We start from the raw sequence: 14122 nt of genomic DNA, 5'->3' as shown, positions 1-14122 counted from the left end.
CGTCACGCCTCCTCTTGGGCAGGTTTGATACCACGGTCCGGGCTGACCCAGCGTGCGCGTTTCTGGTGCTGGTTGAACAACACCTTGGGAAAGCTGACCAGCGTGGTGAACAGGCTCACCAGCCAGAACACCATCGGGTACCACACGGTCCAGAACAGGGTTTTCCACAGGTCTTTTTCGTAGCGCCGGTCGATCAGGATGCTCACCGCGAACTGCAGCAGGCACACCATTGCCAGGACCAGCCCGGTAAACGCCGGCGGCACAAGGGAGACGACGGTAATCGCCTGCGGCAACACCATGAACTTACCCAGGCCCCAGAAAAACACCGAGAGCAGGAAGGTGAACGCCCAGCCGGTGGACAGGCAATACTCGAACAGCAGCGGCCACAGGTAGCGATGGCGCCATTGCCAGATGCCGCGGATATTTTTGAACAGCACTTCAGCACCGCCCTGGGCCCAGCGCAGGCGCTGTTTCCACAGGCCGCCGACGGTTTCGGGCATGAGGATCCAGCACAGCGCGCGCGGCTCGTAGAAGATCGCCCAGTGATCGAGCTGCAGCTTCCAACTGACATCGATGTCCTCGGTGATCATGTCGGTGCTCCAGTAATCGATGCGGTTCAGCGCCTTCTTACGGAACGCCACCACCACCCCCGACACGGTGAAGATCCGCCCGAACACGCGCTGGGTACGCTTGATCAGGCCGATGATCGAGGAGAACTCGCCCACTTGTACCCGGCCGATCAGGGTTGAGCGTGTGCGTACACGCGGGTTGCCGGTCACGGCGCCCAGGCGCGGGTTGTCGAGCATCGGCGCAACCATATAGGCCGCCGCGTTTTTGTCGAGCAACGCATCGCCATCGATGCACACCAGGTATTCGCTGCGCGCGGCCACCGCCCCCATGCGCAGAGCCACGGCCTTGCCCTGGTTCTGCGCCAGGTGCAGCACGCGCAGGCGTGGGTGTTGCAGCGCGAGCGCGTCGAGTACGGCGGCGGTGTTGTCGCTGGAACCGTCGTTGACCGCGATCACCTCGATGTTCGGATACACCTGGGCCAATGCGGCGGCCATGGTGTCGGCGACGTTATCGCCTTCGTTGTAGCAGGGGATGATGATCGAGATCAGCGGGTTGCCGGCCAGGGTCGGCGCCGGGGTGTCTTCCTTCCACGGCCAGTGACGCTCCCAGTGCAGCCAGAAGTACAGGCCGCCGGCGATCCACAGCGCAGACATGAACAACGGGTAGAAAAACACGAAGTCCATCAGGAACTGCCCGGTGACCAGGAAAATCAGGCCCAGGGGCACCCCCAGTACCAACGCCAACACGAATAAAGCCAGGATTCTGTCGAACATGATCAAGGGTTCCACTGGTTGGAAAGGGCCGGGCGTACGGTCTTCAGGTCCGGCGAGTTTTCCAGGAAGTTGTCCGGGTAGTAGCCAAAGCTCTTGACCCCCTGGCGTTTGAGCACACCCATCCATTCGGCCATTTGCACAGCGTTGATATCGGGGGCTTGCTGGGTGCGCCAGTCCTTGGCTTGCAGTTCGAATACGGTGCGCTCCAGCGCACCGGGGCGGGCCTTGACGGTAGCGACCAGTTTTTCCAGCCAGGCGTTGGAGTTTTCCAGCGACTGGCCTTCCATCAGCGGCATGGCCATCGGCGCGGTCCAGTCGTAGGCCTGCAGGAAGTCATCGAGGTTCTGCGCGAACCAGGCTTCGCTGGCCGGGTTGAGCATCGGCTCGGCGAAGATGTTACGCGCGGTCAGCACCTGCGGCCCGGCGATGGCGCGCACCTTGGTGGTCAGCTCCTGGGTGAAATCGATCAGGTAGCGGCTTTTGAAGCGGGTCCAGCGTTGCAGCGTTGCCGGGTCTGCGCGCAAGGCGGCGATGCTGCCCGGCAAGCCATTGGCCGTATAGGCCTTGAGCGCTGCGGGGCTGGCATCTTCGAAGTCCGAGAGCACGGCGTCGTCGTGGTACAGCACACCGTCGATGGCGCTGTTGCGGGCGAGGTCTTCGTAGATCTCGCCGATGATTTTGCGCACCTGCGGGTCGAACGGCGACAGGCGTTTGTACTGATCAGGATCGGCGCCCAGCTTGCCGCTTTGCGGGTCCCAGCGGGTCACGCGGGGCAGCTTGGGATCGAGGGCGAAACTGAGCACCGGCATCCACGCATACACCGCAGCATGGGCGCGGGTGTGCAATTGCCAGGCGACGCGGTTGAACAAGTCGGCGCGCACCGGCAGATGACGATTGGGGAAATACAGCGAATGCACCAGGCCGTCACCCTTGGGGTCGGCGAAGGCCTGCAAAAATACCGTGCCGGCGCCCATGTCCACTACCCGCTGGACCAGTACGTCGAGATTGCGCGCCTGCTGGGCCGGGTCGGGGTCGTAGACGTTGTCCAGGTCAACGTGCAATACGCGCAGCGGCGCCGGGGTCTGCGCCGCGACAATGCTGTTGGCGAAGTGCTCGCCGTCCGGGTCGGAGGCCACCAGGAAGCGTGGGCTGTTCATCAGGTTGCCGGGGCTGTCGAGGCCGTCTTCCAGGGTCAGGGCCATCTGGTAGCCCTGCTCGCTGACCACCGCCAGGGACGTGCCTTTGGCCGCGCCGTACGGCCACACCCACACCCGTGGCGCCTTGCCGGTCACGCTGCGGATTTTCTGCGTGATGGCCGCCACATCGGCCCGCATCCTCGCCTGGAACTGCGCTTGGGTTTCATAGCGCTGGGTCGCCGGGTCGTAGCGCAGCGAGGTCGCCGCCGGCTCCAGGTTACCCTGGGGGTTGGCCAGAATCCCGGTGTGGCTGGCGTCGGTGTGGGCGGCGATTTCCACCAGGCCCGACTGGGACACTTCGCGAATCTGCTGCCAGGTGAGGAATTCGCCACGCGGTCGCGGTGAGCCGGCGAAGTCCACCGGCTTGTTCAGCGGCGTATCGATCCAGTAGCCCACCGGCGCCAGCAGAGCCGGCCAGTGGTAGGCGCGCAGAATCGGCATCACGCGGGTGTAGAAGCTCGTATAACCGTCGTCGAAGCTGAGCATCACGGCCTTGGGCGGCAGCTCAGGGCCACCGTTGCGCGCCGCCAGGATCTGGTCGACGCTGACCGCCTGGTAGCCGTTCTCCCGCAGCCACGACAGTTGCTCGATCAAGCGTTCGGTGCGCACCGCCACCACCGTCTGGTCGGGGTCGCGATCATTGACGTCGTGGTAGGCAATGCCCAGGAAATGGTTTTTCGGCCAAGGCGCTTCGTTCGGCGCTGTTGGCCGTTGCGCGGGTGGGGTATAGGGCGCGGGTTGCTGGGCGCAGGCGGCGGCCAGCATTACACCCAGGACCAACAAGCAACGGCTGAGGACGGTCATGGTCAGGCTCTTCTAGAAACGGTAAGTGAGGTCGACGAGCAGGCGCAGATCGCGTTCGCGATCACCGTCATAAGGTCGGCTGATCAGGCTGAGGTTGGCGCCCATTTCCAGTACGTCGTTCCAGCGAAAGCGCTGGCCGTAACCGATAAGGCCGATGCCGCCGGTGGAGTAGTCGCGCTGGCTGTAGGTGCCCGCACCGATCTGGAACTGCTGGCTCCACTGGGTCTCGTAGCGGTGATAGAGCACGTGATTGACGTTGATCATCGGTAACACCGTGAAGTCCGACTTCGGGTTGAAGTACGCGGTGTCTTCCTTGCTGTTGCGGCTGGCGCCCACTTCCAGGCCCAGGTCGACTTGCACATGGGGCGAGCTGTAGAGGCCTTCGCGGCCGCTGAGCAGCGCTTCGAAGCGGTCGTTGCCGTCACTGAAGTGCGACGGGCTGAGGGTCAGTTTCCACTCGCGGCTTTCATTGGCGCGCCAGCGGATAAAACCACTGCCGCCGTTGGCGGTGACGCCGTCGTTCAAGGCGCGCAATGGCGTGGTGGTGAGCAGGTAGCCGACGCTGCCGCCGTACTGCCAGTGGTCGTTGATGTCGCGGGCAATCGACACTGCCGCGCCTTGCTTGGAGCCATCACCGTAGGAATGGTTGGACACTTCGGCCTCAATGGTCATGTCGCGGGTACGCCGCTCCACGCCCACGCGCTGCCAACGGTGCTGGCCGGTGCCTTCGCTGAAGTCGGCGGTGGCGTAGCCGGCACCGGCGAACAGGCGCCAGTCTTCATCGATGGGCGGCGTGTAGATCACGCTTTCAATGCCCCAGTCACGGCTACCGGCCACGGCACCCGCGTCGTTGTCATTGCCCCCGCCATAGCTTTTGCCGGTGTAGGCCTCGACGCGCAGTTCAGCCATGTCATGTACATCGCGCAGACGGCGCAGGCGTTGCACTTGGCGGTTGTCCGAGTTGCGCGCAACCACGTCGTCGGTGAGGGCGTCCATCTGGCGCCACTCCTGCAGGTCCATGGCGGTATAGGCCTGGGACACTTCCAGGCCGATGTCGCGTGGGGCCTGGGCTTCGGTTTCCTTGAGGGTGCCTTCGGCGCGGCGCGGCCAGTCACGGGCGCGGTACATGTCGGCCTGGGCGATGCGCAGGCCGACGTTGCCTGGCGCCTTGGCCACCAGGGCTTCCAGGCTGGCTTCGCTGCCCGGCAGGTCGCCGCCGAAGGTGCCGGCCTGGGCGGCCAGTTGTTGCGCGTCCATCCAGTTATCGTTGGGGTTGCCAATCGGCAGGCCCTTGAGTTCGACGCGGGGGTTCTGTTCCTTGGCCAGGGTGTTGGCGACCTGGCGGGCGTCCTCGACCTTGTCGCTTTCCAGCAACGCGTAGAACAACGCGGTGCTGTCGTCGACGCGGTAACTGGCGTCGGCATCCGGTGCGGTCAACACCTGGCGGTACAGCGGTTCGGCTTTCTCCGGCTGGCGCTGATCGAGGTACGACGCGGCAACCCAACGCAACGCGTAAGTGGGCAACTGCACGCCTTCGCCGGTGAGGGTCTGGGATTCGCGGATCACTTCCGCGGTACGCGCCCGGGCCTTGAGCGCGCCCAGGCGGTCGATGCGCCAGCGCACCACGTCGTCATGGGCGCTGGCGTCCGGGGCCCAGCGGGCGATCAGCCGGTCGTAGTCATTGAGCGCGCGGTCGGCCACCACGTAGCGTTCTTTTTCGGTGCGCGTGGCGAACTCGGCGATGCGCACGCGCTCGGCAGCAAGGTCGCCTTCCAGCCGGCGCTGGGTCACCGCGTCCACCAGCCCTGGGCGCTTGGCCGACAGGCGCAGCGCGGCTTCCGGCAGGCGGGCCTTTTGCAGGGCGACGATGTATTCACGGGCCACGTCAGGTTTGTCGCCGGCGCGGATAAATGCCTGGTCGAATTCAAACAGTGCGTCGTAGTTCAAGCCGGCGCGGCTCAGCGCGTAGCCCAGGGCCATGCGGCGGTTGGAGTCATTCGGCTGCGCGGCCACCAGCGCGCGCAAACGTTGCACCGCCTCGGTGGCTTTGCCGCCATCGGCCTGGGTGAGTGCCAGGCCCAGTTGCAGGTCGATATTGTTCGGTTCACGCAGCAGCGCCTGGCGATAGACCACCTCGGCCTGGGCCCACTGTTTTTGATTGCGGTAGGTGCGCGCCACCGTGGCCAGCGCCTGGCTGGTCAGGTTGCGATTTTTACCCTGGGCTTCATACACCTTCAGCACTTCGGCGTCCTGCCCGGCCCAACCGGCAATCACCAGGTGATCGCTGACCTGCCCTGGGGTTTGACGTTCGGCGGACAGTTGGCGCAGTTGGGTCAGGGCCGGCGTGAAGTGGCCGTTGCGGGCCTGAATGATCAGCGCGTCATAGGCAGGATCGGCCACGGCGTAGGCGGGCATCAGCAATTGGCTGCACAGGGCTGCTCCGATGAGCAACCGCAACCGGCCTGATGCACTGAGTGAATGGATTGGCAACATGGCGTCAGCTTCCTTACAAGGAAAGCTGCAACGATGGGTGATCCTGAGCGATGTGCATCAGGGTGTCGGCGTCTCGGGACCCGACCTAGCTTTCCTATGGGAACTATCCCTCAGCCAGGCGAGGCCAAGGGCAATTCAGAACAATTGTTCAGAATTGGCTGAACGAGGTTTTTTGCCAAGCACAAAACAAAATGTGGGAGGGGGCTTGCTCCCGATGGCGGTGGGTCAGTTATGAATGTTCTGACTGACACTCCGCTATCGGGAGCAAGCCCCCTCCCACATTTTTAACTGCATTTCAGGGTTATTGCGCGCCGCTCATTGCGCCGGCCTTGGACATCACAAAGCTGATGAACTGCTCAACCGTCATCTTCTGGCCGTTGAAGGTCACTTCGTTATTGGCGTAGTGCAGCTTGGACACTACATCGGTACCTTCCAGGGTTGCCAGCTGAGTACCCACGGCCATGCCGCTGACCATATCGGCCGCCATCTGCGATTGCTGTTCGATGGCTTTCGGGTCGGTCACGCCGCCGACCTGCGCCTGCAACGCGGCCACGTCGCCGATCATCGGCTTGGACAGGGTCAGGTTGGCGTCCAGCAGCGAGATCATCTGCTTGCCCAGTTCAACCGGCGGCAGTTCCATGGAGGCCGGCTTGGCCAGGTCCAGCACCAGACTGAACTTGCTTTCGCCATGGGTGGTTTTCAGCGACAGGTTTTCCACGGCCAGTTGCGGCTTGGCGGCCAGCACCTGGTTGACGTTGGCTTCGGCCAGGGTCTGCTCGGCTTCGGTCAGTTGCAGCTCCGGCGCGGGTTGGCCGGCAGCGGCAGCGGCTTGCACCGGCTGCATCTTGTCCTGGTAGAGCTTGGTCAACACCAGCATCGCCGGGATATCGACGTTCTTCATGCTGACGGCCATGGCAGCCGAGCCCACCGGCTTACCCTGGTAACCGATCTCGTCGATCTTGTAGTCGACGCGGCCGGCCAGGTTATTGTCCTTGGTTTCGCTGGAGTCTTTCTGCTCGAAGCCCTTGAGGGTCAGCACGGCTTTCTGCGGGCCGAAGGTAACCTTGGTGTCGGTCAGTTCGATGGTGTTCTGGCCGGTGTAGAAACCGAAAGTGGATTTGGCCAGGTTGCTGGCGACGGTCAGGCCGGCCAGTTCGGCTTCGAACGCGTCGCCGTTGGCATCGACCGCCGCGACCTTGAGGCTGTTCATATAGCCGTCGGCCTTGACCTTCTGGCCTTCGGCGCTGCTGTCGAAGTCGAGGTTGGCGCCGGAGAAGCTCACCGAGGACTTATCGTCCTTGAATTCCAGGGGCAGCAGTTCGACATTGCCGCTGACCGAACGGCTGTAACCGATATTGGCCACGCCTTTAAGCGGCGACACGTCTTTGCTGGCGGCGAACCATTGTTCGGTGGTGGCGTTCTTTTCCAGTGCGTAGTGACTGGTGGCCATCACTGGCAGCCACTTCAGGCTGACCAGGCGCGAGAACGGCAGCGGGCCGTGTTCGATATGGTCGACGAACAGCAGCTCGGGGTTCGGGTTTTGCTCGCCGAACACGCTGCCCTGGCCCTTGAGGCGGTAGTGGGCGGTGCTGCTGAACACGCCGCGGTCCAAGGACACCAGTTCCAGGGACACGCTGCCGTCGACGCCGGCCATGGAGGTCTGCAGTTCCTTGTTGGCGTTCTGGATCGCGGTTTGCAGGACCGGCTCCAGTTGTTTACCGGTGTACCAGGCGCCGCCTGCACTGACGACGCCAACGGCGACAACGAAACCCAAAAGAACGACTGCTGGCTTATTCATGAAGTGACCTGATCAAATCCTGTGAGAAGTGGGCTGTCTTCCTTGAACTGTAGGAGCGAGCTTGCTCGCGAAGAACGCATAGGCACCGCGTTCATTCAGAATGCACGCGTTATCGTTGACGTCTTTCGCGAGCAAGCTCGCTCCTACAGTACTGGCCCGTATGGCCGAAAGGCTGGGGAAGATTAGCACTGGCGGGCATAAACGGCCCAGCCTTTCAGAGGGATCAGTTCAGCAGGAGTTCAGGAGTACTCCAGCTCAATTTCGTCCAGTTGGTGATCGAAACTCTTCAAGCGCGCCGTCCAGGTGTAGACCAACACCTCAAACTCGCGGTGTATTACCGCATTGCCGGGGGTGTCGCTCTTGGGGTCACAGAAGTCCAGCTGGTAGCGTTCACGGGCCATCTGCGTGGCGACATCGGACAATTCCCGCGCATTATTGAGCCAGTGCCTGCCGTCCGCGACCTGCCGGTCGAGTACCACGCACTGCTTCTTCAGGACTTCGAGGCTTTTTTCCAGGGGCGTGCCGGTGAGGTCGCCCATGACTTCCTGGAAGGTGCGCCCGGGTTGCCAGTAGCTGCCCCAGAAATAGCGGTCGAACACGGTTTCGACACGGCGCAGGGCAACCTTGGTATCCCAGATCGTTACGCGGGTCTTGCCTTGCTCGAGCAGCTTTCGCTTCACCCGCTGGTTTTGATACGACGCCCAGGCCACCACGCCGATGGACAAGGTGCCGATGACCAGGCAGGCGCTGTCGAGAAACACCATGGCCTTGTCGAGTTGGTGGGCGAGCATCACCCCGTAGAAATACGCGGCCGATAACAGCACCAGTGCGAAGAGCACGCACCAGAAAGCGGGAGCATAAGGGTTTTTCATTATTGGAATCCCCATGAGCAAACGCGAGCAGTGTCAGGCGAGGCGTTACGCCCCTTAGACACAGCATAGCCATCACCTCACGGATTGCCGGGTTTTACCCCTTGCGTTCGTCCGCTTTCCCAGCCGCCGCCCAGGGCCAGGAACAGGTCGATCTGGCTCATCGCAACCTGGGTGTTGGCCGCCGCCAATTGCGCGCGCATGGTGGTGTAGGTGCGGGTCGCTTGCAGGTCGGCGAGGAACGACTCGCGCCCGGCCTGGAAGAACCGGTGGGTCTGGTCTGCCGCTTCACGTGCCGAGCGTTCGGCATCAGCCAGCGCCTCACGGCGCTGCAACATGGCGGTGTACTGCGCCAGGCCGGTCTGGGTTTCGCGGATCGCGTTGAGTACCACCCCGTCGAAATGCGCCAGGGCGCCCTGGGTCGCGGCTTCGGCCTCGTGGATACGGGCACGGGCGCCGTTGGTCGGCACTGTCCAGCTGATCATCGGGCCAAAGCCCCAGCGATTGGTCGCCGGCTGGCCGAGGTTGTCGAGCAGGCCCACCGTGCCCACCGTGGCGCCAATGGCGATGTCGGGGTACAAGGCGCCGGTGGCCACGCCGATGCGTGCGGTGGCAGCGGCCAGTTGACGTTCGGCTTGACGTACATCCGGGCGGCGCTTGAGCAGGGCCGCGCCGTCGCCCACCGGCAACAACTGCGCAATGTGCGGCAGCTCGGCGCAACTGGCGGTGCCAGCCGGCAGTTGCTCGAGAGGTTTGGCCAGCAGCATCGACAGCCGGAACAGCCCCGCCTGGCGCGCGGCTTCGTAGCGCGGCATATCGGCGCGCAGGGATTTGTACTGGGTTTGCGAGCGCGTCACTTGGGTTTCATCGCCACGCCCGGCGTCGCGCAGGCGTTGGGTGAGTCGGGTGCTTTGCGCTTGCAGGTCGAGGGATTCGTTGGCAATCGCCAGCTCTTCGTTGGCGGCGCAGACCTGGGTGTAGGAACGCACCACGTCGGCCACCAGGGTAATGCGCGCGATATCGGCGGCCGCCTGGGCCGCATCGGCGCTGGCCTGGGCGCTTTCGATGCCACGCTGCAGGGTGCCGAACAGGTCGAATTGATACGAGGTGGTGATGCCCACACTGCCGATGTTGCCCACCGGGACTTTGTCTTCCAGCAAGAAGGCTTCGCCAGACTCCTGCAACCGCTGGGCTTCGGCCTTGGCACCGGCGCTCCAGCCGCCTGCGGATTCGGCCTGCTGGGTCTGATAGCGCGCGCGTTGCAAATTGGCGGCCGCCACGCGCAAGTCGGTGTTGGAGGCCATGGCCTGGCGCACCAGCTCATCCAGGCGCGGGTCTTTGTAGAGTTTCCACCAGTCCGTCGGCACCGGCGCCGACATCACGTTATTGCCCTCCCCCGCGATAGCGCCTTGCAGGTCGCCACGGTTGACGGCAGCGGTGTCCGGCAATTTGTAGTCCGGGCCTACCGCCTGGCAGGCCGACAGCAACACCCCCAGCGCAGCGGTGGCCAGCAGTTGCTTCATGGCTGGTCTCCGGCTTTGGCCTTGTCATCGATGATCGACACCGTCGCCGTACGCCCGGCGATCATGCGAAAGTCCGGCGGCACGTCATCAAAGGCAATACGCACGGGAATCCGCTGGGCCAGGCGCACCCAGCTGAACGCCGGGTTGACGTTGGGCAGCAGGTTGGAGCCGCTGCTGCGGTCGCGGTCTTCGATACCGGCAACGATGCTCTGCACATGCCCATGCAGGCGGGCGTTGTCACCGATCACGCGGATATCCACGCCCATGCCGACGTGGATGCCGTCGAGCTTGGTCTCTTCGAAGTAGCCGTCGATATGGAAGGAATTGCTGTCCACCACCGACAGCACCGGCCGCCCGGCGGTGACGAACTCCTGGGTGCGCGGCGCGCGGTCGTTGACATAGCCGTCCACGGGGCTGCGGATCACCGAACGGTCGAGGTTGAGCTGGGCGGAATCCACCGTCACTTGCGCCTCGGCCAACGCCGACTGGGCACGGGCCACGCGGGACTGGCTTTCTTCCAGTTGCTCGCTGGGCACCAGGTTGCCCAGGCCACGGTTACGCTTGTACTCGCGCTGGGCCTGGGCCAGGGTTTCCTGGCGATCGGCCACGGCGGCCTGGGCCTGGCGCAGGGCCAGCTTGAAGCGGTCTTGGTCGACGGCAAACAGCACCTGGCCCTTGGTCACCAGTTGGTTGTCGCGCACGTCCACCCGCTGGATCAGCCCGGACACGTCCGGGGCGATCTGCACGATGTCGGCGCGGATGTGCCCGTCGCGGGTCCAGGGCGCAAACATGTAGTACATGACCATGCGCCACACGACGACGACCGCGAAACTCACGATCAACAGCGTCAGGACTACACGGCCGATGGTCAAAAAAGGTTTTTTCATGTCATCAAATATCGACTGAGTGAGTCCACCGCGCCCAGCAACAGCGCGTAGAGCCCCACATTGAACAATGCCCGGTGCCAGACCAGGCGATAGAAGTGCATGCGCGTCAACAGCCCGTGCACCACCAGAAACAACACATAGGTAATGCCCATCAGCACCAGCAGCGTGGGCAGGAATACGCCGCTGATATCCAGGTCACCGATCATAAAGGCGCTCCATCGGGTAGCGGCGCTTCCATTTCCGTGCCGCCAATGAACTCCACGCCAGGCAACAGCGCCAGGCGCAGGCCGGCCAGGGCATGCAGCAGGTGCAGGCGCGTGTCACCGTCGTCTTGCAGGCCCTGGCCGTTAAGGGCGCGGCGCGTGCGGTCCAGGGTCATCAGCAGACCGCTGGGCGCGGGCAAGCGTTCACCGGCCTTGAGGCACGCCTTGAAATAACCGCCCACGCCTTCCACCACCTGGTTGAGCAGCACGCGAGGCACGCCGAGGATGCGCGGGGAGTAAGCGAGCAGGTCGAGCAGGTTCAGCGCCACGCGCAGGTCGCGCAGCGCGGTGCCGGTGTCCTGGCCGGTGAGGCCCAGGCGCGGCAGGTGCTGCATCAGGCGGTCGAGCATTTGCGCAGCCATATGCCGGTGTTCGGCCAGGGTCGCAGGTTCGGTGAGGCTGACGATGTCGCGCCAGCTGAAACGGGTCAGGCGCTTGGCCGCCAGTTCCGCGCCGAAGGGCCGCGCGATCAGGGTCCAGATAAAGGCAAACAGCAGGCCTACGGGACCGGCCAGGTTGACGTTGGCGAAGTTGAGAAAGTCCGCGTCATAGGCGCCCTGGATGCTGATGAACGATGAGGTGTTGACCAGCGTCAGCAGCATGCCCAGGTAAAAGCGTGGCTGCACGGTGAGGGTGCCGATGCAGATGAACGGCACGGCGAACGCCAGCACCAGCATCGGGAAATCGTGCAGGTTGGGCAGCACCAGGAACAGGTACAGGCTGGCGAGCAGCACCGACATGGCGGTCCAGAAAAAGAAGCGGTAGATCTGCGGTGCGGGGTCGTCCATCGAGGCGAAAAAGCTGCAGGCGACGGCGGCCAGGATCACTGCGCTGCCACCGTCGGTCCAACCCAGCAGAATCCACAGCACCGAGGCGACGATGATCGCGCTGACGGTGGAAAACGCCGAGTAGAACATCAGGCCCCGGTCGAGGAACGGCGTGAGCCGGCCCAGGCGCCAGTGACGGTATACGGCGCGCCAGGTGTCCTGGCTTTCGCACTGGATGGCGGCTTGCAGGCTGCGGCAGTCTTGCCACAGGTCGACCCATTCGCCGAGGCGGTACAGGGCGTTGGAGAACAGCAACGTGTGGCGGTCGTCCAGCGCTTCGCCTTGGGGTTGCGCGGCGTCGATCTGGTCGCGCAGCACGCGCCAACGTTCAAGCGGGGCTGTTTGGGTGGTGCTTTGCAGCCAGGTATTGGCCTCCTGGAGCAACGGCGTGAGCTGAGCGAGAAACTCGGGGGCGCGATGTTCGATGGCGTACACCGCATCGTCCAGGGCGTCGATCACCGGCAACAGGTGAATCATGCGCCCGCGCAGTTCCTTGGTGTTGCGCACCGTCTGCGGCCGCGCGCCTTCGTGGGGCAGCTGGCCGATCATCAATTCGAGGGTGTTGAAGGTCGCGACCATGCCACCGCGCAGGCTGCTGACGGCTTCAGGCTCCACATCGCGGGTGAGAAAACGTTGGCTGTAGACCTGGGCGTCGGTAAACCACTTGGCCACGGACCCATCGAACACAGGCATCAGGCGACGCGGCCAGAACATCGCGCCCACCACCGCGGCCACGGCGATGCCGAGGAAGATTTCCTCGGTACGCGCCTCAGCCACGTCCCACACCGCCAGCGGGTTGTCCACTACCGGCAGGGCAATCAGCGGCAAGGTGTAGCCGGCCAGCATCAGCGCGTAGTTGTTGGCGGTGCGCAGGTGCAGGGAGAGAAACAGCAAGGTCCCGGTCCACAACGCGATCACCACCACCAGGATATAGGGTGACTGCACGAACATCGGCACAAAAAACACCGCCGCCGCCGCGCCCATCAAGGTGCCGATGGCGCGGTACAACGCTTTGGAACTGGTGGGGCCGACAAAGGGGCTGGAGACGATATACACCGTGGCCATCGCCCAATAGGGACGCGGCATTTGCATGAGCATGGCGATGTACAGCGCGATCATCGAAGCGGCGAACGTACGCACCCCGTAGAACCAGTCGCGAGCGGGCGGAAAGCCGGTAAAGAATCCGTTCAAGGCGTCGCCGCCTCAAAGGCCCGCAGTACGCGCAGCGCGGCTTCCATATCGGTGGTCGTAATGTCCGCCAGCACTTCGAGGCGCAGGCGCACCAGTTGCGCCTCGACCGCCTGCACCAACTCGCGGCCACGCGCGGTCAGGCTCAGGGCCTTGGCGCGGCGGTCGTGGATGTCTTCGGTACGGCACACATAGCCGTCGTGGCACAGCCGGTCGAGCAGGCGCACCAGCGACGGGCTTTCCATCCCCGACGCCTGGGCCACTTTGACCTGATGCACCCCGTCCCCCAGGCGACCGATCATCAACAGCGGCACGGCGCAGGCTTCAGAGATGCCATAGCTCACCAGCGTGGTCTGGCAGATTTTGCGCCAGTGACGGGCGCCCACCACCATGCTGCTGCTGAGGTTCATCTGGAGTTGTTCGAGAGATTGAGGCACTGGATAGTTCGCATACAGTTAGTTTGCTAACTATCAATATGGTGGATCGATGCGCGCCCGTCAAGTTTGGAAACAATTTCGCGGATGAGTGGAGCGACTTGGCGGCAACACCGCAGGGCAAATGTGGGAGGGGGCAAGCCCCCTCCCACATTCTCAAAAAAAATTCACCTAGCCGACTAAAGCTCGGTTTTTTTCAACCCTCACCATTTTTTTTCAAGTTTTGGCCTTTTCACACATTTTTTTGCACATCTCGCCCGCCCCGCAACATCACATTCAACTCATCCACCACCACCGCCCAATCCGCATCTTCCAGAATCTCCTCACGCAAAAACGCTCTTTGGCTATCGGTCCAGAAAAACGCATCCGCCAGTTTCAGCTCCGGCTTGAGCGGTGAATGAACCGCCACAAATTGCTCAATGCTCACCGGGTCATCCGCTAATCCAAGCTGTTTGAACAGTGACGACAAGCTATGCACAGGCGATTCCATGGCGGGC

General features: G+C 63.3%; 11 protein-coding genes. All 11 read right to left on the bottom strand.

Annotated features, from left to right (window positions below; translation table 11 throughout):
* Positions 1-2: 2 nt before the first annotated feature.
* The 11 genes from pgaC to C4J90_RS00770 all read right to left on the bottom strand — a co-directional run bounded on the left by pgaC (position 3) and on the right by C4J90_RS00770 (position 14115).
* A complete protein-coding gene (gene pgaC, locus C4J90_RS00820; RefSeq protein ID WP_124360713.1) occupies positions 3-1343 on the bottom strand; it encodes a poly-beta-1,6-N-acetyl-D-glucosamine synthase in 1341 nt (446 codons plus the stop codon).
* 2 nt (positions 1344-1345) lie between these two features.
* Positions 1346-3343: a poly-beta-1,6-N-acetyl-D-glucosamine N-deacetylase PgaB gene (pgaB, locus tag C4J90_RS00815; RefSeq protein WP_124418982.1), complete on the bottom strand. Its 1998-nt coding sequence runs from the start codon at positions 3341-3343 to the stop codon at positions 1346-1348.
* A gap of 12 nt (positions 3344-3355) precedes the next feature.
* Positions 3356-5836: a poly-beta-1,6 N-acetyl-D-glucosamine export porin PgaA gene (gene pgaA, locus C4J90_RS00810; RefSeq protein WP_124418981.1), complete on the bottom strand. Its 2481-nt coding sequence runs from the start codon at positions 5834-5836 to the stop codon at positions 3356-3358.
* 301 nt (positions 5837-6137) lie between these two features.
* Positions 6138-7634 carry a YdgA family protein gene (locus C4J90_RS00805; RefSeq protein WP_124369134.1) on the bottom strand — a complete coding sequence of 499 codons (1497 nt, stop codon included), beginning with the start codon at positions 7632-7634 and terminating at the stop codon, positions 6138-6140.
* Between the two features lie 239 nt (positions 7635-7873).
* Positions 7874-8506: an NADH:ubiquinone oxidoreductase subunit N gene (locus C4J90_RS00800; protein ID WP_124360709.1), complete on the bottom strand. Its 633-nt coding sequence runs from the start codon at positions 8504-8506 to the stop codon at positions 7874-7876.
* A gap of 77 nt (positions 8507-8583) precedes the next feature.
* The gene (locus tag C4J90_RS00795; RefSeq protein WP_124418980.1) at positions 8584-10026 is read right to left on the bottom strand and encodes an efflux transporter outer membrane subunit; all 1443 of its coding nucleotides are present in this window, start codon (positions 10024-10026) and stop codon (positions 8584-8586) included.
* Positions 10023-10913 carry an HlyD family secretion protein gene (locus C4J90_RS00790; RefSeq protein ID WP_124360707.1) on the bottom strand — a complete coding sequence of 297 codons (891 nt, stop codon included), beginning with the start codon at positions 10911-10913 and terminating at the stop codon, positions 10023-10025. The genes C4J90_RS00795 and C4J90_RS00790 overlap by 4 nt, the downstream gene beginning before the upstream one ends.
* Complete coding sequence (locus tag C4J90_RS00785) at positions 10910-11119, bottom strand: DUF1656 domain-containing protein (protein ID WP_003187469.1); 210 nt, start codon at positions 11117-11119, stop codon at positions 10910-10912. The genes C4J90_RS00790 and C4J90_RS00785 overlap by 4 nt, the downstream gene beginning before the upstream one ends.
* Positions 11116-13194, bottom strand: coding sequence for an FUSC family protein (locus C4J90_RS00780; RefSeq protein ID WP_124418979.1), 2079 nt, complete (start codon positions 13192-13194; stop codon positions 11116-11118). Before C4J90_RS00780 ends, C4J90_RS00785 begins: the two co-directional genes overlap by 4 nt.
* Complete coding sequence (locus C4J90_RS00775) at positions 13191-13601, bottom strand: MarR family winged helix-turn-helix transcriptional regulator (protein ID WP_124360705.1); 411 nt, start codon at positions 13599-13601, stop codon at positions 13191-13193. Before C4J90_RS00775 ends, C4J90_RS00780 begins: the two co-directional genes overlap by 4 nt.
* Positions 13602-13857: 256 nt before the next feature.
* Positions 13858-14115, bottom strand: coding sequence for a DUF2789 domain-containing protein (locus tag C4J90_RS00770; RefSeq protein ID WP_124360704.1), 258 nt, complete (start codon positions 14113-14115; stop codon positions 13858-13860).
* Positions 14116-14122 lie beyond the last annotated feature (7 nt).

The sequence above is a fragment of the Pseudomonas sp. R2-60-08W genome, from assembly GCF_003852335.1.
GTDB lineage: Bacteria > Pseudomonadota > Gammaproteobacteria > Pseudomonadales > Pseudomonadaceae > Aquipseudomonas.
The sequence above is the reverse complement of the archived record's forward strand: the minus strand, read 5'-3'. Positions and strand labels throughout refer to the sequence as shown.